At 68.8% G+C, this 20,296-nt stretch carries 15 protein-coding genes; 6 read left to right on the forward strand and 9 right to left on the reverse strand.

The annotated features are described in order from the left end of the window. Positions 1–18: 18 nt before the first annotated feature. Entirely contained in the window at positions 19–168 is a 150-nt protein-coding gene (locus tag ABZ717_RS15320) for a hypothetical protein (protein ID WP_358510256.1), read from the forward strand. A gap of 52 nt (positions 169–220) precedes the next feature. Here the strand turns inward: ABZ717_RS15320 and ABZ717_RS15325 are convergent, their stop codons facing one another. From ABZ717_RS15325 to ABZ717_RS15340, 4 genes are all read right to left on the reverse strand, one after another. Beyond that, on the reverse strand, positions 221–1,888 hold the full coding sequence (locus ABZ717_RS15325) for an ABC transporter ATP-binding protein (RefSeq protein WP_358510106.1): 1,668 nt from the start codon (positions 1,886–1,888) through the stop codon (positions 221–223). Next, a complete protein-coding gene (locus tag ABZ717_RS15330; protein WP_358510109.1) occupies positions 1,885–2,751 on the reverse strand; it encodes an ABC transporter permease in 867 nt (288 codons plus the stop codon). Before ABZ717_RS15330 ends, ABZ717_RS15325 begins: the two co-directional genes overlap by 4 nt. An 11-nt stretch (positions 2,752–2,762) precedes the next feature. Next, complete coding sequence (locus ABZ717_RS15335) at positions 2,763–3,698, reverse strand: ABC transporter permease (protein ID WP_358510112.1); 936 nt, start codon at positions 3,696–3,698, stop codon at positions 2,763–2,765. Positions 3,699–3,791: 93 nt separating this feature from the next. Continuing rightward, complete coding sequence (locus ABZ717_RS15340; RefSeq protein WP_358510115.1) at positions 3,792–5,396, reverse strand: ABC transporter substrate-binding protein; 1,605 nt, start codon at positions 5,394–5,396, stop codon at positions 3,792–3,794. A gap of 683 nt (positions 5,397–6,079) precedes the next feature. Between ABZ717_RS15340 and ABZ717_RS15345 the strand changes: the two genes are divergently transcribed. Next, entirely contained in the window at positions 6,080–6,604 is a 525-nt protein-coding gene (locus tag ABZ717_RS15345) for an ATP-binding protein (protein ID WP_358510118.1), read from the forward strand. Positions 6,605–6,609: 5 nt separating this feature from the next. Here the strand turns inward: ABZ717_RS15345 and ABZ717_RS15350 are convergent, their stop codons facing one another. From ABZ717_RS15350 to hisS, 4 genes are all read right to left on the reverse strand, one after another. Next, entirely contained in the window at positions 6,610–7,452 is an 843-nt protein-coding gene (locus ABZ717_RS15350) for an AMP-binding protein (protein ID WP_358510121.1), read from the reverse strand. A 414-nt stretch (positions 7,453–7,866) separates the two neighbouring features. Continuing rightward, positions 7,867–10,431, reverse strand: coding sequence for a LuxR C-terminal-related transcriptional regulator (locus tag ABZ717_RS15355; protein ID WP_358510259.1), 2,565 nt, complete (start codon positions 10,429–10,431; stop codon positions 7,867–7,869). Between the two features lie 153 nt (positions 10,432–10,584). Continuing rightward, complete coding sequence (locus ABZ717_RS15360; protein ID WP_358510124.1) at positions 10,585–13,041, reverse strand: tetratricopeptide repeat protein; 2,457 nt, start codon at positions 13,039–13,041, stop codon at positions 10,585–10,587. Between the two features lie 238 nt (positions 13,042–13,279). Beyond that, entirely contained in the window at positions 13,280–14,599 is a 1,320-nt protein-coding gene (hisS, locus tag ABZ717_RS15365) for a histidine--tRNA ligase (protein WP_358510126.1), read from the reverse strand. A gap of 761 nt (positions 14,600–15,360) precedes the next feature. On the opposite strand from hisS, the gene ABZ717_RS15370 reads away from it, so the two are divergent. From ABZ717_RS15370 to ABZ717_RS15385, 4 genes are all read left to right on the forward strand, one after another. Next, positions 15,361–15,996 carry an ATP/GTP-binding protein gene (locus ABZ717_RS15370; protein ID WP_358510129.1) on the forward strand — a complete coding sequence of 212 codons (636 nt, stop codon included), beginning with the start codon at positions 15,361–15,363 and terminating at the stop codon, positions 15,994–15,996. A gap of 145 nt (positions 15,997–16,141) precedes the next feature. Further along, positions 16,142–18,442 (forward strand): accessory Sec system translocase SecA2, encoded by a 2,301-nt coding sequence (secA2, locus tag ABZ717_RS15375; RefSeq protein WP_358510132.1) that lies wholly within the window; start codon positions 16,142–16,144, stop codon positions 18,440–18,442. Between the two features lie 182 nt (positions 18,443–18,624). Then, positions 18,625–18,894: a DUF6406 domain-containing protein gene (locus ABZ717_RS15380; protein ID WP_067606468.1), complete on the forward strand. Its 270-nt coding sequence runs from the start codon at positions 18,625–18,627 to the stop codon at positions 18,892–18,894. A gap of 471 nt (positions 18,895–19,365) precedes the next feature. Beyond that, positions 19,366–19,659 (forward strand): Dabb family protein, encoded by a 294-nt coding sequence (locus ABZ717_RS15385; protein ID WP_358510135.1) that lies wholly within the window; start codon positions 19,366–19,368, stop codon positions 19,657–19,659. A gap of 254 nt (positions 19,660–19,913) precedes the next feature. Here ABZ717_RS15385 and ABZ717_RS15390 read toward each other — a convergent pair whose 3' ends face one another. Beyond that, positions 19,914–20,186: a hypothetical protein gene (locus ABZ717_RS15390; RefSeq protein WP_358510138.1), complete on the reverse strand. Its 273-nt coding sequence runs from the start codon at positions 20,184–20,186 to the stop codon at positions 19,914–19,916. Positions 20,187–20,296 lie beyond the last annotated feature (110 nt).

Here is a 20,296-nt window from a genome sequence, read left to right on the forward strand (position 1 = left end):
GCCCTGGACGTCCCGGTACTGGCCGAGGGGCGCGTCCACCGGCCCGAACAGGTCACCGAGGCCTTGCGTCGCGGCGCCTTCGCCGTGGTCGTGGGCACGGCCATCACCCACCCGAGCACGCTGACGAGCTGGTTCGTGGCCGCCGCGCACGCCGACGGCGGCGAATGAACGGTGAGGGGCCGAGGACACGTCACGTGTCCCCGGCCCCTCACCGTTGCGTTCAGCCGTCGGTGACCCGGCCCTCGGATTCCATGCCCAGGCGCTCCGGAGCGCCCGGGAACGACAGTTCGAAGTCGGGGGTGTCGGCGATCAACGCCCGCGTGTACTCGTGTTCGGGGGTCGACATCACCTGTCCCACCGGCCCGTACTCCACGATCTTCCCTCCGTTGAGGATCGCGACCCGGTCGGCGATGTTGGACACCAGCGCGATGTTGTGCGTGACGAACAGCAGCGCCATCCCGTCGTCCTGCAACGACCGCAGGAGCTTCACGATCTCCGCCTGCACCGACACGTCCAGGGCCGACGTGATCTCGTCGCACACCAGCAGGTCCGGCCGGGTCGCCACCGCGCGGGCGATGCACACCCGCTGACGCTCACCACCACTGAGCTGCTCGGGGAACCGCTCCCCGTAGGAGGCGGGCAGCGCCGCCCGTTCCAAGGCCTGGGCCACCACCGAATCCGCGTCGGCGGGACGACCCACCAGGTGCCGGTAGGGGCCCAGGATCTGGTCGCGCACCCGCTTGCGCGGGTTCAGCGCCTCGTACGGGTTCTGGAACACGTACTGGATCCGGCGACGCTGCTCGGCGGTGCGCCGATAGCCGTTCGTGGCCAGGGCCTGCCCGTCGAAGGACATCTCGCCGGAGAACTGGTGGTGCAATCCCACCACCGAACGCGACAGGGTCGTCTTGCCCGATCCCGACTCGCCCAGCAGGGCCACGCACTCGCCGGGGGAGACCGACAGATCGATCCCCTCCAACACCCGCGTGCGCCCGTACCCGGCGGACAGCCCGGAGATCCGCAGCAGCGGCTCCTCGTCCCGCTCCGGAGGGTCCTCGTGCCCGGAGGTGCGCAGCAGCGGCACCGCCATCAGCAGCCGCCGTGTGTACTCGTGCCGGGGGTTGGACAGCACCTCGTCGGCGCGCCCGTGCTCGACCAACTCACCGCGGTACATGACCGCGATGTCGTCGGCCAGGTCCGCGACGACCGCCATGTCGTGGCTGATGTACACACCCGCGGTCCCGTACTCGCGGGTCATCGACCGGATGGTCCCCAACACGTGCGCCTGGGTGGTCACGTCCAGACCGGTGGTCGGCTCGTCCAGCACGATCAGGTCGGGGCGTCCCACGAACGCCATCGCGATCGCGACCCGCTGCTGCTGGCCACCGGACAACTGGTGCGGGTATCGGCGTAGGAACGCGGGGTCGTCGGGCAGCGCCACCTCGCGTAGGACCTCGCTCACCCGCTCCGCGACCTGCCCTGGCGTCGCGTCCGTGTCGTGCACGGCCTCGGTCAGCTGGGTGCCCAGACGCAACGCCGGATTGAGCGCCGACGCGGGCGACTGCGGGATGTAGGCCACCGCGCGGCCGCGCAGCTCCCGTACCTGCCGCTCGTTCAGTGACGCGAGTTCGCGTTCGCCGACCCACACCCGACCGTCGGTGATCTCCGTGGCCCGCTTGAGGTGGCGCAGCAGCGAGAGCCCCAGTGTGGTCTTGCCGGAGCCGGACTCGCCGACCAGGCCGAGGATCTCTCCTCGGTTCACGGTCACGGACACGTCGCTGATGATCTCGACGTCCGAGGGACGACCGATCACCGTCAGGCCGTCGACCCTCAACACGGTCTCGTCGCCGGTGGGCTCGTCGGCCCCCGTCGGTTCCGGATGCTCGGTCACTTCTCGACCCCCCGATCGATACCGATCGCCGCGCGGGACAGCCCGTCGGTGATGAGGTTGGCGCCCACCGTCAGGATCGCGATCGCCGTCACGGGGAGGGCCACCGCCCACGGCTGCACGGCCATCCCCTGTCGGTTCTCGTTGATCATCAGGCCCCAATCGGCGGTGGGCGGCTGCATACCCATGCCGAGGAAGCCCAGCACGGCCACCACCCCGATCGAGTAGGTCAGGCGCAGGCCCAGTTCGACCAACAGCGGGCTGGTCACGTTCGGCAGGATCTCCACCGCCATGATCCGCCAACGAGGCAGCCCGATCGCCTCGGCGGCCTTCACGTAGTCCTGTTCGATCACCTTGCGGGTGGCCTCACGGATCACCCGGGCCACGCGTGGCATGTGCGACACCGCGATCACGGTGACGATCAGCCACACCTTCGGGCCGATGATCGACATCACCAGCAGCGCCGCGATGAGCTGTGGGAACGCCAGTAGGACGTCGTTGACCCGCATGAGGACGTCGTCCACCCAGCCTCGGCGGTAACCGGCGATGATGCCGATCACGGTGCCCGCGGCCACGCCGATACCGGCGGCGGAGCCGGCCAGCAGCAACAGCGTCCATCCGCCCCACAGGAACCGGGTGAGCACGTCGCGGCCTCGGTTGTCACCGCCGAACAGCACATCGTCCACACCCGATTCGAACGGCTTGGCCACGAACTCGGTGGGTGTGTAGGGGGCCACGAAGGGGCCCACCACGGCGACCAGTACGACGAGGCCGGTCAGGGCCACACCGATCCTGGTACGCCCGAACCGCCACGCGGTCCGGAACAGCCCCGGACGCCGGACCGGCGTCTTGGGGGTGGTGCTCATCGAAGGTCCACTCATCGGTTCGCGACCCTCACCTTCGGGTTGGCCGCCAGCCCGACCACGTCGGCGATCAGGTTGACCAGGATGTAGATCCCCGCGATGAGCAGGACCACGGCCTGGATCAACGGCACGTCACGGTCTTCGATGGCGTCCATGAGGACCTTGCCGACGCCGGGGAAGTTGAACAGGAACTCGATGGCCACCACACCGCCGGCCAACCAGGCCAACTGCAGGGCGACCACCTGGGCCACGGGGCCGATCGCGTTGGGCGCGGCGTGCCGCCACAACACAACGCGTTCGGACACGCCCTTGAGGCGTGCCTGTTGCACGTACTCGCTCTCCAGGACCTCGATCATCGTCGCCCGCATCATGCGGACGATCGGTGGGGCGACGGCCAGGGAGAGCGTGAGCACCGGCAGCACCCACTGTTCCGGTCCACCCTCACGGGCGTAGACCGACGGGAACAGATCGAGACCGCCCGGGCCCAGGAGCAGGATCAACAGGATGCCGACCACGAACTCCGGGACGGAGGCCAGGACCAGGGTGCCCATGGAGGCGGAGTGGTCGAAGCCGCGGTCCCGGCGCAGCGCGCTGAACGCGCCGACGAACAGCGCGATGGGGGTGGCGACCAGCGCGGACAGACCCATGAGGGTCATCGAGTTCTGGACGGGGGAGGCCAGGTACTCGGAGACGGGTTGCCGATTGGAGAAGGAGGTGCCGAGGTCGCCTTGGACGATCCCCTGCAGCCACTGCGCGTACTGGACGGCCACCGGCTCGTGCAGGTCGAGCTGGTCGCGCAGTGCCGCCAAACGCTCCGGGGTGGCGTCGCGGCCCAGGATGAGTTGGGCCGCGTCGCCCGGTAGCGCCTGCGTGGCCGCGAAGACCACGAGGGACACCGCCCAGAGCGTCAGCGCGCCGAAGAAGAGGCGTACGACGATGAGTCGAGTCATGGTGAGCTTTCGATAGCGGGACTACGGAAATCCGGGGAGGTCCGGTGGCGCCAGGGGTCTGCTCCGTGAACCACGGGGGCGCCAGAACACCGCTTAGTCCTGCTCCATCCACATGGTGTGGAAGGCGTACGAGCCCAAGGGGTGGCCGGAGACGGCGGGCTCCAGCCCGTGCACCCGGTTGGAGTGGGCGTCGATCAGGTTCACGAAGCCCCACACGATGTAGCCGCCCTCCTCGTACTCGATCTCCTGCGCCTTGCGGATGAGCTCGTTGCGCTCGTCGTCGTCGGCGGTCTGGCGCGCCTGCGTCAGGTGGTCGAGCCACTCCTCGTGCTCGCCCCACATGGTCTCGTTGTAGGGGGCGCCCACGACGGAGCCCTGCGCGGTCTGGGTGATGTAGTTGCGGGCGCTCCAGAAGTCCTGGCCCAGGGGGTAGGGGAAACCCTCCTCGGGGTTCCAGTAGTCGCTGGGGTTGACCCGGCGCAGGCTCACGTTCACCCCGGCCTCACGGGCCTGCTCCTGGAAGACCTCGGCGGCGGCGACCACACCGGCGCTGATGTCGGAGGTGACCAGCTCGACGTCCAGGCCGTCCTCGTACCCGGCGTCGTCCAGCAGCCGCTTGGCCTCGTCGATGTCCTGCTCACGCTGCGGGAAGTCCTCGGGGTAGGAGGGGTCCATCCGCGCGTACATGTCGTTGCCGACCTGACCGTAGCCGGCGAGGGCCTGGTCGATCATCTCCTGGCGGTCCACGATGAGCCGGAAGGCCTGACGGACGCGTACGTCGTCGAACGGCTTCTCCTCGATGTTCATCGTGAACGGCAGCCACATGCCGGTCTCGGACTCCATGAGTTCCAGGTTCGGGTCGGCCTCGATGATGGTGACCTGGGCGTGCGGCACCTGGCTGATGATCTCGACGCTGCCGCTGTTGAGCGCGTTGACGCGGGCGTCGTCGTCGGGGAAGTCGATGATCTCCAGTTCGTCCACGTACGGCTGTCCCTCGACGTGGAAGCCCTCATGGCGTTCGAAGAGGCTGTACTCGCCCACGACGAACTCGGAGTACTTGAACGGTCCGGCGCCGATCGGGTTCTCCGGGTCGTAGTCGACCGGGACGACGCAGTTGTAGTACTCGGCGAGTGCCTCGGGCAGGGTCACCAGCGGTTCGTCGACGGGGATGAGGACGGTCAGGTCGTCGACGATCTCCAGCTTCTCGGGGTCGACTCCGGGCATGTCGCCCGCGCCGCGCATGGGGTTCTCAGGGTCGAGGATGCGCCGCAGCGAGTAGACGACCGCCTCGGCGTCGACGGGGGAGTCGTCGTGGAAGGTCAGTCCTTCCTTGAGGACCAGGGTCCATTCGGTCCCGTCCTCGTTGGCCTCCAGCGACTCGGCCAGGTACGGCTCGATGGTGCCGTCGTTGGCGAAGCGCATCAACGCCGCGTAGAGCGCGTAGTTGCGCGCGATGTCGACGTTGTCGGTGGGGTCGTGCGCGTCGAGGGTGTCACCGGAGCCACCGCCGGCCACCCCGACCCGCAGTCGGCCACCCCGCTGGGGGTCCCCTTCGGCCCCACCGCCGGAATCGGAGTCACCACCGCCGCACGCGGCGAGTACCGGGGCGACGGCTGCGCCGGCGGCGGAGACCTTGAGGAGGCTGCGGCGACTGGTGAGGCGCTGAACGGGGGTGGAGTCTTCGGGCAGGGTCGGCACGTGACACCTCGGTTGGGGATACGGACGGGGTTCGACCGACAGGGCACCGGCACTCGGAGAGTGGGGGCGTGTCCCCGGGTGACGTGGAAGAGTCGGTCCCAAAGATCCTTGTTGTCCCTGCATAGGGCGTCAAGCGGGGTAGAAACCGGGGCGGGTGTGAACCATCGGTTTCCAGCGAGTGACGGAGAGGGAGGTCTCTGGACCGGCGGAAACCCCACGTGGAGCGGGCCGTTCCGTGCGAAACCGTGGTGGTGTGACATGTGCGCTTTCGTGTGACCCGTGAGTGCCGGCGGGGCGTTTCCACGCTCGGTGTTGTGTCCCCATCGTTGTCACCGGGACGCGAAACCGTGGTGTTTAGGCGAGACTTTTCTCGCTTTACCGGATGCCCGGTGACGCACGGTGACCGATATCTTGGTGGAGGTGGGCCCGCGGCAGGTGGTCGCGGATCGCCCCCGATGCCGGTTTCGGCAGGGTATTGCCAACGTGTTGCACCTCACATGGGCGCCGCTGGGGTCCCGAGCTGTTTCCTTTGTCCATATTGGGGAGGACACGGGAAGGGGTTTTGTGGCCAATCGCCGGCGCCACGAACGTGGGTGTGCTGTTCTGTACCCGGTGCACCCTTGTCTAAGGTGAGTGCAGGCGGCGCGACCCGCGCGCCCGACGCGGGTGATTGGAGTGACCGGATGGCTGAGGCGAGGCAACTCCGGGACTACGTGCCCCCGCGGGCCCCGGACGCCGCGACGTCGGCCGCGCCGGCGATCGACGTGGCGGATATGACCGGTGGGGTCACCGACCACACCGTGTGGAGCTGCGCGGGGAACCTGACCGCGGTGCGTTCCATCCGTGCCCGAGTGCGCGAGTTCCTTTCCCGGACCGGTCACTCCGAGGGGGCCTTGGACGACGCCGAACTCTCCGTCAGCGAACTGGCCACCAACGCCCTGCTGCACTCCCGCTCCGGTCAGAGCGGCGGGGTCATGACACTGTTCATCCGCTCGGACGAGGGACGCCTGCGGGTGGCCGTCGCCGACCAGGGAGAACGCGAACCCGAGGGCTCCGCGGACGAGCACAGCCGCGAGGACGGCGGCGACTTCGGCCGCGGGAAGTTCATCGTGGAGAACTGCGCGACGCGCAGCGGTGAGTACTGCAGCGAGGCCACCCACGTCGCCTGGTTCGAGATCGACGACGAGGCGGCCTCCAGCGGGTCCTGAGCGGTTCAGTCGGCTCCGGGCGGGGTGCCGACCCGGATCGGGTCGGGTGCGCACTCCACCGTTGTCCCACGCCCTTCCGGGGGCGGGCATCCCTCTCCGGCGACCACGCACGCGCCCGTCCACAGTGCGAGCGCCACCAACGCCAGCCGGGTGGCCTCGTCCCCTCGTCGATCCACCGCCACGACGTCGTCGGGCGTCAGGTTCAGGGTCTGACGCAGCTCCGCGAACCTCGCTAACAGGTCGTGGTGGGTGTGCAGCGTGGTCAGGATGCCGTCGCCGGTGCTCTCGTATCCCAGCAGCCCGTTGTCGAAGAGCCCGCGAGCGGGGCTGTAACCGTTGCCGTCGGGGCTGGGCAGGAGCAGTTCGTCGAAGGGCGTGGTGCCCGGAGCCGAACCGAAGGTGATGATCTGGCGGACCCGCGATCGTTCGGCCAGTTCCAGGCCGCGCGCGGCGAGGTCCTCGCTGACCAACAACAGTCGGGCGTCGGTCTCGGCGAGCGCCGCGCACTGGGTGTCGGCGTCGGACTCGGGCAGGACGGTCAGGGCACGGCCGCCGACCGCCATCACCGTGTAGGAGGCCAGGAACCGGTTGGGTGAGACGGGCGCGAGAACGCCCACCACGTCACCCAGACACAGGCCGCGCCGGCTCAGCCCGGCCGCCGCCTGTTCGACCGTGGCCGCGAAGGTGAGTCCGTCGGTGCGACCGGATCTACCCCTGATCGATCCGCCGAGCCCGGGACGCAGCCGAAGCCGCTCGCGCAGGCCGCCGGTGAGCGAGCCGATCGGATCGTCCCGACGCGGCAGATGCCTACCTGGTCGTCCGGTTCCAGAAGACAGCCCTACCCCCATACGTTCCCCCAGTCGACCGAAGCGGTGGTGGGTTCGCCTTCCGGTCTCGTCACGCCCCCTCCACGTGACGAGACCGAAAGGCGCCGTGTCGGCTACTCGTCGCGAGCGGGTCCCTCCCCGGTTCCCCACTCGCACCGACACGGGTGCCCACCGGTCCCGAGGGCCACCTCGGGACCGAAGGCGCGACGGGCGACCGGTGCTCGACCAGGCCCCCCGACGGCCATTTCCGGGACGTGATCGGGCTCGGATCCATGGCGTCGCGAGCCTGATGTCCCATGGCTTGAAGCCTAGCTTGTTCACAGCCAAATGCACATGCATCTTGCCATGCATGTGCATATGTAGATTCGGGGCATGGTATTTCTACACAGCCCCCGAACAGGGACGCACGCGACCCGGGGGGTGTCTCCCGGGCCCTCAACCGGCCCTGTGGTGCTCCACCCACGCGGTGATCTGTGCGCGCGAGTGGAAACCCATCTTGCGGTTGATGTTGGCGACGTGTCGGGCGGCCGTCGACGGGCTGATGAACAGGTCCCGCGCGATCTCCGGGTTGCTCAGACCGGTGCTGACCAGGAGGGCGATCTCCAACTCACGCTTGGTCAGACCGTCCTGTGGCCTGGTGGCGTCGGGGGAGTACGTCGCGGCGGGGGCGCGTCGACGCCCCGTTCCGTGGCGTTCCGACGAGCGGGCCCGCTTCTTCTCCGGTGCCTTCCCTCCCTCCCCGACCGGGGAGGAGGCCCGGGAGCGCTTCTCCGGGGGGCGGCGCGCCTCGGCCACCACCCACTCGGCCTCCTGGACCGCCTCGGCCTGCCCCATGCGGTACCCCCGCTCCCACCAGGCCACCAGATGGCGGCGGCGCCGGCGGACCGGTTCCACGTCCACGAACGGCCACGGGGCGCCTTGGGTGGGAAGTCCGACCCGTTCGCGCAGGGCGACGGCCGCTCCGGCCAACCGGCAGGCGGGTTCGCGCAGGTCGTCCTCGAAGGCGGCCCGGGCGATCGACGTCAGGATCCGGGCGGCCTCGGCGCGCTGTCCGCTCTGGTGACTGAGCAGCAGCCCCTCGCTCAGGTAGTCGTAGGCCTGCCCGGGTGAGCCCTGGGCGTGGGCCACCCGACCGATGCCGGCCAGGCAACGAGCCTCCTCGGCCGTCGTCCCGATCATCCGCTGGGTGTCCAGGGCCTCCCGATAGCAACGGTCGGCGGTCATCAGGTCCCCACCGATCTCCGCGGCGCGGGCCTGACCGATGAGGACCACACCCACGCCCCAACGGTGGTCGATCCCGCGGAGCAGGGTCAACGCCGCGTTGTAGTGGTGGTCGGCGGTGGGGTGGTCCCCCTGCTGGGCCACCAGGGCCGCTCGGGTGCTCAGGGCGATCGCCTCACCCCACATGTCCCCGGCGTCACGGCACAGCCGCAGCGCCTCCTCCACCAGCATCGAGGCGCGTTCGACGCAGCGGTCGCGCACCTCCACCAGGGCCAACAGGTTGAAGGCGGTGCGCACGAAGAGGTCGTCCCCGGCATCCCGGCACAGCCGCAACCCCTCTTCGCCCGCGCTGCGGGCCAGGTCGTGGTCGCGTCGGACACGTGCCAACTGGGCGCGGCCGACCAGGGCCCGGGCCCTGGAGGGAGCCTTGGCGGCCTCCTCCAGGTCGAGCAGCCGGTCCATCCAGTGGGCACCCTCGGAATAGTTGTGGTGACTCACCCAGTGCGCGGAGAGGCTCACACACAGTCGAAGCCCCGATTCGGCCGCGGCCCTGTGGTGGGACCTGCGCAGCAGCGAGCGGAGCGTGTCGTACTCGGCGAGCACCCGACGCCGTCCGGCGTCTCGCTCGGACCAGGGCATCGAACGAGATGACTCCAGCTTGCCGCTGAGGTCCTCCACCAGCACGAGCATCCGGTCCAGGAGGCGGTCCTGGAAGAGGAGGTCCTCGCCCTCGGCGACCAGACGATCCTCGGCGAACCTGCGCACGGCCTCGGGCAGCCGGTAACGCACACGTCCCTCGAACTCGCCGGTCACCGTGGCCAGGGAACGGTTCAGCAGGGAGGTGAGCAGGTCCAGGATGGAGGACTCGGGTAGACCCTCGTCGGAGCACACCTGTTCGGCCAGTTCCAGGTCCCACCCCCGGAACACCGACAGCCGGCGCAACAGCACCCGCTCGGGTTCGGGCAGGTTCCGGTACACGTAGTCCAGCACCACGGGCAGTACCTGGCTGCGCGAGACCGCCTGCCCCGGGCCGGGCCGCAGCTCGGGGGAGGCCAGGTGGTCGCGCAACCCCTGGAGCAGGGGCCGCACACCGGACTCCGGGGCCTCCGCGCCGAGCAGTTCGATACCGAGCGGCATGCCGCCGGCCAGGTCGCACAGGGCCGAGATCGCGTCCAGTTCCTCGGGGGAGGCCTCGAAGCGGGGGTCACGAGTACGCGCGCGGTCGAGGAACAACCGCACCGGTTCGGTGCCCGAGGGGTCGGGCGGCGGGGCGTTGCGCGCCACCACCGGCTGGGACATCGGCGGGACCATCCACACCGTGCCGCCGGACAGCCGCACCGCCTGCTCGCTGGTGAGCATCAACGACACCGAGGGGCAGGACGCCAACAGGGCGTCGCCGATCTCGGTGACCTCCTCGGCAACGTGCTCACACGAGTCCAGGACCAGCAGCAGCCGACGGTCGCGCAGTGCCTCGGTCACGGTGGTGGCCAGGGGTTGCCCGGCCTCCTCGACCACGCCGACGGCCTCGGCGATCCGCGCGTACACCTCCAAGCGGGTGCACACGTCGGTGAGATCGGCGAACCACACCCCGTCCGGAAAGGACACGGTGGACTGTTCGGCCACGTGGAGGGCCAGTCGCGTCTTGCCGATCCCATCGGCGCCACGAATGGTCACCGACCGGCTGGAGCCGAGCAGACGGAGCAGATCGCTCAGATCCGGCTCCCGGCCCACGAAGCTGGTGCCCGGCCGGGGGAGGTTGTGCCGCGCGGGCGCGGTCAAAGGTGCCATGGCCTTCACAATTAGGGGCTGGTCGGGGGTGTGTTCACCGCCGCGAGGCAGGGGTCACAGGGGTTCGGGGTGGTCGAGGGCGGACTTCCTGGTTTAGCGGGTGCACGCGCACTGTGCAAGTGTCGTCGCGCGTACGGGGGACGTTCAGCCAGGTTCTCGGGGAGAGGTCCAGCCGGTCAACTGCGTCCGGGACGAAATCGAGAGTTTTCTGAAGATGTTCGCGATATGACGCGCGGCTGTGGCCTGACTGATGATCAACTCCTCGGCGATCTCACGATTGGACAAACCCTTCTCGGCCAGTATGGCGATCTCCCGCTCACGAGGGGTGAGCGAGTCGGGGCCACCGGCGCGGGCTCCCTGAGGTCTGGGAAAGGCCAGGGCGCGGTCACGTACCTGCTCCAACGGCAGCGAGCGCCACGCGTTCCACGCCTGGGCGGCCTGGGCCGCGCCCACCCTACGCTCCACCGCCGAGCGTAGCCGGACGGTCTCGGCCGACGGTTGTTCCAGGGATTTGCGAAGGTCGGTGGCGACACCGGCCAACGCGGCGGCCCGGGTGGCCTCCTCCTCGGCCAGAGCCAGCTCCGCCAGGGCCTCCAACGCCCGGGCAACCGAGATCCTGCGACCCGAGGTGAAGCTCACCTGCAGGCAGCGGGCCAGGGGAGCGCGTGCCGACAGGGGGTCGCGCCAGGCCAGGTGCAACCGGCCCAGGTCGGCGGCGCACCGCGCCACCGCCGGATCGGAGGGCAGTTCACCGAAGACGTCCAGCGCCTCCGAGAGCATCTCGCGAGCGGCCTCGTGCTCTCCGGCCTCCGCCGCGATCGACCCCAGACCATGCAGGGATCGGGCCTCGATCCATCGGTCGCCCAGGGTGCGCGCCGTGGACAGGCTCACCTCCATGTGGGCGACCGCCTCCTTCGGAGCGCCGCGGTGCCGGGCCGCGCGGGCCAAGACTTCGCGCGCGTCGGCCTCGGTGATCGGGTCCCCGGCGATCATGGCCCATCCCATGGCCTTGCCCGCCTGACGTTCGGCCTCCTCCACCGAACCGGTGCGCAGGGAGAGGGTGGCCAGGGTCGTCAGGGCGGAGGCGGCGGCGCGGGGCTCCCGGCAGGCCCGTGCCGACTCCAAGGCGCACATGGCCAGGTTGGACACCCGCGTGGCGGGGTCGACCTCCAAAAGCAGTTCGGCGTGCAGGGCCAGGGCACGGGCCCGGAGCGGGGGCGACTGGTCGTCGGGGGACACGGCCAGGGCGAGTTCCAGGAGACGACCTCCCTCGGCGGACAGGTCCCGCATCAGCCAGTACGAACGCAGCGCCACGCACACGCGCAGGGCCTCGTCCACCCGCCCCGTGGACAGCGCCCAGGCCACCACCCGGGTGTGGTTCTCCCGGTTGTGGTCGTGTTCGCGCAACCGGCCCAACCGCTCGGGCCAGTCGTTGGGCGAGCAGCCGCGTTCGGCCGCGTCCTCCAACCGCTGGACGGCGAAGGAGAGGAAACGTGACCAGCGTTCGTCGACGTCCGCCTCCTCCTCCAACCGTTCGACGGCGTAGGCGCGCACGGTCTCGGTGAGCCGGTAGTGCGCGGTGCCGTTGATCTCGGCGTCCACCACGATCAGCGACTTGTCCAGCAGGGAGAAGTGCAACGGCAGGATGTCGGTGGGCTCGACCCCTTCGCCGGAGCACACCTCCTCGGCCATCTCCAGGTACCAGGTGGAGAACACGGACAGTCGGTGCAGGAGCGCGCGCTCGGCGTCGGAGAGCATGCCGTGGCTCCACTCCAACACAGCGCGCAGGGTGCGTTGGCGGGCCGGCAGGTTCTCCGTGCCGTCGCTGGTCAGCAACTGGAAACGGTCGTCGAGCCTGCGCAGGATCTGTTGGACCGACAGGACCCGGACCCGGGCGGCGGCCAGTTCGATGGCCAGCGGAAGGCCGTCGAGCATGCGGCAGATCTCCGCGATGTAGCCGGAGTTCTCCCGTGTCATCTCGAAGCCGGCGCGGGCGGCGTGCGCGCGGGTCAGGAAGAGCCGCACCGACTCGTAGCGCTGGGCGTCCCGTCGCGGAATCGGCACCGGCATCGCGGCGTAGGGGTCGGTGGGGGTCGGCCGCGAGGGCAGGGAGAGCGGCGGCACCCGCCAGACGCTCTCCTCGGGTACGTGGAGCGGCTGACGGCTGGTGGCCAGGATGCGCACCCGCGGACAGTCGCGAAGTACGGCCTCGCACAGCTCGGCCATCGGACCCACCGCGTGCTCACAGGTGTCCAGGAGCAGTAGCAGGTGCTGGGTGCGCAGCGCCGTGATGATGCCGTCCATCAGGGCGGTGGAGTCGCCCTGGGCGGCCTGCAACCCGGCGGCGACGGTGCGCAGCGCCTCCTCGTGGGTGGAGGCCTCGCTCAGGTCGATGAAGCGCACCCCGTCGGGGAATTGACGCAGCACGCGTTCGGCCAGGTGGAGGGCGAGTCTGGTCTTGCCGATTCCACCGGTGCCGGTCAGCGTGATCATCCTGGCGGTCCCGAGCAGGCGACCCAGGTCGACGATGTCGCGTTCACGTCCGACGAACCGGATGAACTCGCCGGCGGACAGGGGCAGGTTGTGGCGGGGAGGAGACATGGCCTCGTTTACTAGGACACCGATGTCGACCGCCCCGTGTCCATGACGCCCACGAAGCGGCCGGTCCCAGTCTGGCACCGGGTGTCCGCGGCTGTCTCGTGAATGGCCGGTTCCGGCAGAAGGGGGCGGAAACCGCCCATGCCGGGCCGTGATTTGCTAGGGGCCCACCGTGAACCTCGCGAATCGAGGCCGGGACGGCCCGGGGGAAGAGACGTTCCCCCGGGCCCGAAAGCGAGGATCAACCCCTCGGGTCCCAGTCCGTGGGGTCGGCGGTTGCCTGCTCGCCGCGCTCCATGTCCTTGACCTCGTGGTCGCCGCCCTCCTCGAAGGGCGGGAACCAGACGAAGGGGACGCCCTTCTTGGACGCGTACTGGATCTGCTTGCCGACCTTGGCGGTGGAGTGGAACACCTCGGTGTTGAACCCGCGTGCGCGCAGCAGTTCGCCGGTGCGCAGCGCCTCGGCGCGTCGCTCGGCGTTGGGCACGACCACCATCACGTCGGTGGGACACACCCGGCCGCCCTCGATGAGTCCTTCCGCGACGAGCTTGGCGAAGATGCGGGTCAGACCGATGGAGATGCCCACCCCGGGCAGCTTCCGCCGGATGAACTGGCCGGCGAGGTCCTCGTAGCGTCCACCCGCGCAGATGCTGCCGTACCCCGGGTCGTCGTCGAAGGAGGCCTCGTAGACGGTGCCGGTGTAGTAGTCCAGGCCACGGGCGATGGACAGGTCCGCCACCACGTCGCCCTCGGGCAGGTCGGCCAGGTCGTTCATGACGAACGCCAACTCCTCCAGACCCTCGTCCAGCAGTTCGGAGACGACCCCCAGCTCGCGGACGGCCGTGACGACGGTCGCGCCGTCGCCCTTGATCCGGGCCAGCGCCAGGCAGGGGTCGATCTGCTCCGTGGTCAGGCCCTCGGAGGTCAGGATCTCCCGCACGCCCTCGTCCCCGATCTTGTGGAGCTTGTCCACGGCGCGGATGACCGCGATCGGGTCCTTGATGCCCAGACCCTCGTAGAGGCCCTGCAGCACCTTGCGGTTGTTGACGTTCAGGGTCCAGGCGGGGATGTCCAGTCCGCTGAGCACCCGGTGCGCGATGCGGGGGAGTTCGGCGTCGAAGTGCAGCGGTACCGAGTCCACGTTGATGACGTCGATGTCGCACTGGGTGAACTCGCGGTACCGGCCCTCCTGCGGGCGCTCACCACGCCAGACGCGCTGCATCTGGTAGCGCTTGAACGGGAAGGTCAGCTCGTTGAAGTGCTGGGCGACGTAACGGGCGAAGGGCACCGTCAGGTCGAAGTGCAGCCCGAGCCTGGCGTCGGAGTCGTCCTTGGCGTCGGCCTGGAGACGGTGCAGGGTGTAGACCTCCTGGGAGGTCTCGCCCTTGGCCATCAGCACGTCCAGGTTCTCCACCGAGGGTGTCTCCACGGACGCGAAGCCGAAGGACTCGAACCCGGCGCGGATATGGTCCAGCCAACGCTGCTCCACGGCCCGGACCTGAGGGGTCCACTCGGGGAAACCGCTGATGGGAGTGGGGCGGACGACGCGCTGATCGGACATGTGGGGTTCTCGGCTCCCTTGGGAGTGTTCTCTGCCTGTGGATTCACCGTCCCCGCCGGGAACACGCGGGCACACGGGTGCGCGCTGTTCGGGGTAGGGGCGTGCGGTCCATCCTACGCACCGGGCGAGGCCTGAGCATCGTGAGCGGCGACAGCGGGCGGGGGTGGGCCACCACCGGCCCACGTGGACGGTTGTGGGCCGGTGGGGCTCGGGAACGCCCGAACGGGGTGGTACGGCCGGTTCGACATCGAAGAGCGAGACGTCGGTGGCGGTCGTGCGCCCCAAGGCGCCGCCGGGGCCCCGTGGGTCGCGTGCTCGTGCCAGGAGTCGACGGCGACCTCACTCAACTGGGTGCCCTGCTTTCCACCGTAGATGCAGGGAGCGGCGCCGGACAGGGATCCACGCGGCCGAAAGCGGCCGAAAATGGCCGCTCACAATGTCGTAAAGTGCCACGACCGGGGTACGGGAATGTGCTTTCCTGGCTACTGTCCGTGCCCGAACTCGGACTCCGGGCTACGAGTCGGACATCCGGCGCCAGGGTGTCCACGGTCACGTTCCGACCGGAACCCCCCTCACCTCGACGTCGTTCCGACCGGCCCGACCACTCTGCCCAAACCTCGGAATCCAGTGTCCTTCCGGTGTTAGGTTCCAGGTGCGGATCCTCCCGTGGAGGTTCGGACCCGAGCGGATCCGCGCCCCTCCAGACCGGGTCGAGTGAGCCAATCGTCCGTCCAGACCCGGCACTCTCGCTAGGACAAACTGTGATCCACTCAGCTAACAGTACGAACAACGTCCACGCACCCACCGAACTGTCCACCAAGATCATCATCGCCGGGGGCTTCGGAGTCGGTAAGACCACGTTCGTCGGGGCTGTCTCTGAGATCCCCCCGGTCCGCACCGAGGCGGCCGTCACGTCGGCGAGCGTCGGCGTGGACGACCTCTCGCACACCCCGGACAAGACCAGCACCACGGTCGCCATGGACTTCGGTCGCATCTCGCTCGAAACCGACCTCACCCTGTTCCTGTTCGGTACGCCCGGCCAGCAACGCTTCTGGTTCATGTGGGACGACCTGGTCCGAGGCGCCCTCGGCTCGGTGATCCTCGCCGACACCCGACGCCTGGAGGACACCTTCCAGGCCCTCGACTACTTCGAACGTCAGTACCGGCTCCCGTTCGTCGTGGCCGTCAACGAGTTCGACCCCGAGGCGGGCTACACCGCGGACGAACTGCGCGACGCCCTGGACCTGGCCCCCGACGTGCCCGTCGTCCGCTGTGACGCCCGCGACCGCAAGTCGGTGGTCAAGGTCCTGCTCACCCTCGTCAAGCACGCCATGGCCCTGGAGGCCCGACAGCGCTCTGGGGGCGGTCGATCGAGCCAGAGCCAGCTGGTCAACTAGACACGAGACCCGACGGGTGCACGGTCCCGTCGCTGTCCGAACGAGTTCCCTTTGGGTGGTTTCGCGGCATTGTTGTGCACATGCGATCACCCAGGGGGAACCAATGGGTTGTGTCCGGCGTTACCCTGGCGTGGTGTTCGGACGAATGGCGGAAAGCGTCCGCCGCCTACTGGGCAAGCCCGGTGCGGTGGACCTGCGGCCCTATACCAAGCTCCTGCCGGCGATCGAGGCCGAAGAGGAGGGTCTGCGTGAACTCAGTGACGACGAGCTGAAGGAGAAGGCTATCGAGCTCGGTTACGCCGAGCTGCCCTACTCCACGGCCGATCTGGTCAACCTGTGCGCCGTGGGCCGAGAGGCCGCACGCCGTACCCTCGACGAACGACCCTTCGACGTCCAGCTCCTGGGCGTCATGGCGCTGCTCGACGGTCACGTGGCCGAGATGGCCACCGGTGAGGGCAAGACCCTCGCCGGAGCCCTCGCCGCCGCCGGGTTCGCCCTGCGCGGCAAGCGTGTCCACCTGCTCAGTGTGAACGACTACCTCGCTCGACGCGACGCCGAGTGGATGCAGCCCCTCTACGGCATGCTCGGCGTCACCGTCGGCTGGATCAACGAGGACTCCGAGACCGAGGAGCGCAAGGCCGCCTACGGCTGCGACGTCACCTACGCGGCCGTCAGCGAACTCGGTTTCGACGTCCTGCGCGACCGCATGGTCACCGACGTCGAGGACCGGGTGGTCCCCGAACCCCACGTCGCCATCATCGACGAGGCCGACTCCGTGCTCGTCGACGAGGCCCGCGTGCCGCTGGTCCTGGCCGGCGCCGCGGAGGCCGTGCCCGCCGACATCGAGATGGCCGACGTGGTGCGCGACCTCAAGCCGCGCACGCACTACGAGATCGACGGTGAGGGACGCAACGTCCAGCTCACCGACGCCGGTATCGACGCGGTCGAGAAGGCCCTGGACGGAGTCGAGCTCTACTCCGAGGACGACTCCTCACTCCTGCCGCAGGTCAACCTGGCCCTGCACGCGCACGTGCTGTTGCAACGCGACGTCCACTACGTCGTGCGCGACGGCGAGGTGCGCATCATCAACGAGTCCCGTGGTCGCATCGCGCTGCTCCAGCGCTGGCCCGACGGCCTGCAGGCCGCGGTCGAGGCCAAGGAGAAGGTGGCGATCAGCGAGACCGGAGAGGTCCTGGACTCCATCACCGTCCAGGCCCTGGTCATGCGCTACCCCACGCTCGCCGGCATGACCGGTACGGCGATGTCCGTGGCCGAGCAGCTGCGCGAGTTCTACGAGCTCGAAGTGGCGGTCATCCCCTCCAACAAGCCCAACGTCCGCGAGGACCAGGGCACGCGCCTGTACGCCACGCGCGAGGAGAAGGAGGACGCCCTCATCGAGAAGGTGGAGGAGGTCCACAAGGGCGGCCGCCCCATCCTCATCGGCACCCAGGACGTCGCCGAGTCCGAACTGCTCGCCGGCCGGCTGCGCGAGGCCGGGCTGGAGTGCGTGGTCCTCAACGCCAAGAACGACGCGGACGAGGCGTCCATCATCGCCGAGGCCGGCACCTACGGGGCCGTCACCGTCTCCACCCAGATGGCCGGCCGCGGTACCGACATCCGACTCGGCGGCAGCGACATGTCCGACCGTGAACGGGTGGTGGAGACCGGCGGCCTGTTCGTGATGGGCTTCGGCCGCTACCCCAGTAGCCGTCTGGACGGCCAGCTTCGCGGCCGTGCGGGCCGACAGGGCGACCCGGGTGACTCCATCTTCTTCGTGAGCATGGACGACGACCTGATCGTCAACAACGCCTCCGAGAGCACCGGCTACAAGACCACCTCCGAGGGCGAGATCACCGACGAGGCGTGGTTGGACATGGTCGACCACGCCCAGCGGGTCTCCGAGGGCCAGTTGTTGGAGGTGCACCGCAACACCTGGCGCTACAACAAGCTCATCGACGTGCAGCGCGAGGTGGTCTTGGAGCACCGCGAACTGGTCCTGACCGGGGACCAGGGCGACCGGCACATCGCCAAGGACCAGAAGGAACGACACGAGGAACTCGTGGAGGAGTTGGACGCCGAGCGCGTCGGCGACGCCTCCCGGATGATCACCCTCTACCACCTGGACCGTGGCTGGACCGACCACAACGCGTTCCTGTCGGAGCTGCGGGAGGGCATCCACCTGCGCTACCTGGGTCGTCGCGACCCTCTGGACGAGTTCAACCGTGAGGCCGTCCCGGTCTTCAAGGGTTTCCTGGACGAGGCCCGCGCCCGCGCCGCCGAGAGCTTCGCCGAGTTGGAGGTCGTCGACGGTGAGCTGGACGTGAGCGGGGTCGGGGTGAAGCGTCCCTCGATGACGTGGACGTACATGGTGCACGACCATCCGTTCAGCTCCGCCCTGGAGACCCTGGTGGGTCGCCTCAAGGGCAACCGGGGATCCGACGACTAGCCGTCACCCTCCGCAGATCCCATGCGCGGGTCAGGACCAAGGTCCCGGCCCGCTCATTACCTTTGTCGGCTATTCTTCTCAAAACGCTGGGACGCTCCCTCTGCCCCCTGTGTAATGACCGGGAGAGGGTTAATATGGAAGCGTTTTCAATAGAACCCGAGACGGTTGGGATTGCATCCACGGTGGCTCACGAGATCGGTGCGCAAGAGAAGATCAGTTACGGTCGAAACGACCGCTTCGCCGGGGGTCCCGTTGGTGGCGGGAGTTTCTGGATCGACGACGAGGGCCGCCCTGTGGCCAAGATCGGTGGGCCGAAGGAGTGGCGTCCCACTCCCATGATCGATGTCCGGGTGGGTGACGTGTTCAGCGTCGGGGGTCAGGTCTGGCGGGTCGGCGAAATAGTCGACGCCGATTCTCCGAGCGCGTATCTACTGGCGACCAGGATTAGTTGACTCGCGGGTCGACTTCTCGTCGCCCTCTTCTTTGTTCGCCCCCCGTTGGAATTGCAACCCTCTGCAACTGTTTCACTGATCGTTGCGGAGGGTATTGTCTTGCGGTTTCCGGCGGGGGGTTTTGTGTGCCGACCATATTCCGGGAGTTCGTGAGGTGCGGTCCCCCCGTCTCTTCGGGGTGGACGCATACCGCGGTGACGTTCCGTCGTCGCAGGTCGGCGCGGTGTCGCCGGCATCATCTTTCGGTCAATCGAGACGTTCCGGTTATCCAACAGGGGTGTTCGTGTCGCCGATGCTTCGTTAACGTCGAAGTTGCACGGCACGCCCCGCAGGTGACCGGTGGGAGAGTCCTCGTTTCGATGGGGGGACGGTCATCACGCCTGCCGACCAAGGTCGGTCCCAGGGGCTGTCCCCCGCCCCTGGGCCTGGCCACCCCCGCGCCGGATCGCGGCTCCCGATAGGTTCGGCGGCATGGCACTTCGACACATCGCTCTGTTCCGCTGGCAGGACGGCACCACCCCCGAGCAGGTCGCACGGGTGGAGGAGGCGCTGGGGATCCTGCCCGACGTGATCTCCGCGCTCGACGCGTACACCTTCGGCCCGGACCTGGGAATCGGTTCCGACACCTTCGACTTCGCCGTGGTGGCCGACGTCGCCGACGAGGCGGGATTCGTCGCCTACCGGGACCACCCCGACCACCAGGCCGCGCTCGCGGTGATCCGCCCGCTGCTCGCCGAGCGCGCCGCCGTCCAGTACCAGGTGTGAGCTTGGAATAGATCCTGTTCCAGAAAAGCTGACGCCCGTATTTCACTGGGATGTCAGCATGTTCCGAATCTGGTTCGGGTCTTGCGGTAGAACGAGTTTCAGTTTATTCTCTGGGTATGTCCCGCCCGGTGAGGGCACCTCGACTGTTCGGTCGTGGGTGGTCGTCGACGGCGGGCAGAGAGAAGACCGTCGCCCGTCGAAGTCGGATCGCGCCCCGACTTCGGCGGGCGACGTCCGTTGTGCGGGGCGGGGGCTCAGCCCAGGAGGCGGGAGATCTCACCGAAGCTCGGGCAGGGCCAGGGGAGCCGACAGCCCTGACACCGGGATCCGTCGTCCCCGTCGGGGCTGTGCAGGAGGAGCAGGTGCGCGCACACGCCGGCCAGGTTGGTGACCTCCTCGCGCGCGTTCGCGTAGAAGGCGACGTCGTTGATGCGGGCCAGCGCGCTGTCGGAGTGGGCGTCGGGGAGCCCGACGGTATCCGGATCCCAGGGCACGGCCCGATCGGAGCGTTCCAGTATCTCCTGCACACACTGGAGCAGGCGCGCGTGTTCGGAGGGTCGTCCCCTCCGGTTCGCTGGACTGGTGAACGGCGGCATCGCTGATCTCCCCCAACGGGTGGGTACCCGGCGTCTCTCCC

The sequence above is a fragment of the Nocardiopsis sp. NPDC006832 genome (assembly GCF_040635885.1).
Lineage (GTDB): Bacteria > Actinomycetota > Actinomycetes > Streptosporangiales > Streptosporangiaceae > Nocardiopsis.

Excerpts from the sequence above, each read along its gene's own strand:
- ABZ717_RS15330 (WP_358510109.1), bottom strand. The coding sequence starts at position 2,751 with ATGAGCACCACCCCCAAGACGCCGGTCCGGCGTCCGGGGCTGTTCCGG.
- ABZ717_RS15335 (WP_358510112.1), bottom strand. The coding sequence starts at position 3,698 with ATGACTCGACTCATCGTCGTACGCCTCTTCTTCGGCGCGCTGACGCTC.
- ABZ717_RS15345 (WP_358510118.1), top strand. The coding sequence starts at position 6,080 with ATGGCTGAGGCGAGGCAACTCCGGGACTACGTGCCCCCGCGGGCCCCG.
- ABZ717_RS15350 (WP_358510121.1), bottom strand. The coding sequence starts at position 7,452 with ATGGGGGTAGGGCTGTCTTCTGGAACCGGACGACCAGGTAGGCATCTG.
- ABZ717_RS15360 (WP_358510124.1), bottom strand. The coding sequence starts at position 13,041 with ATGTCTCCTCCCCGCCACAACCTGCCCCTGTCCGCCGGCGAGTTCATC.
- hisS (WP_358510126.1), bottom strand. The coding sequence starts at position 14,599 with ATGTCCGATCAGCGCGTCGTCCGCCCCACTCCCATCAGCGGTTTCCCC.
- secA2 (WP_358510132.1), top strand. The coding sequence starts at position 16,142 with ATGGCGGAAAGCGTCCGCCGCCTACTGGGCAAGCCCGGTGCGGTGGAC.
- ABZ717_RS15385 (WP_358510135.1), top strand. The coding sequence starts at position 19,366 with ATGGCACTTCGACACATCGCTCTGTTCCGCTGGCAGGACGGCACCACC.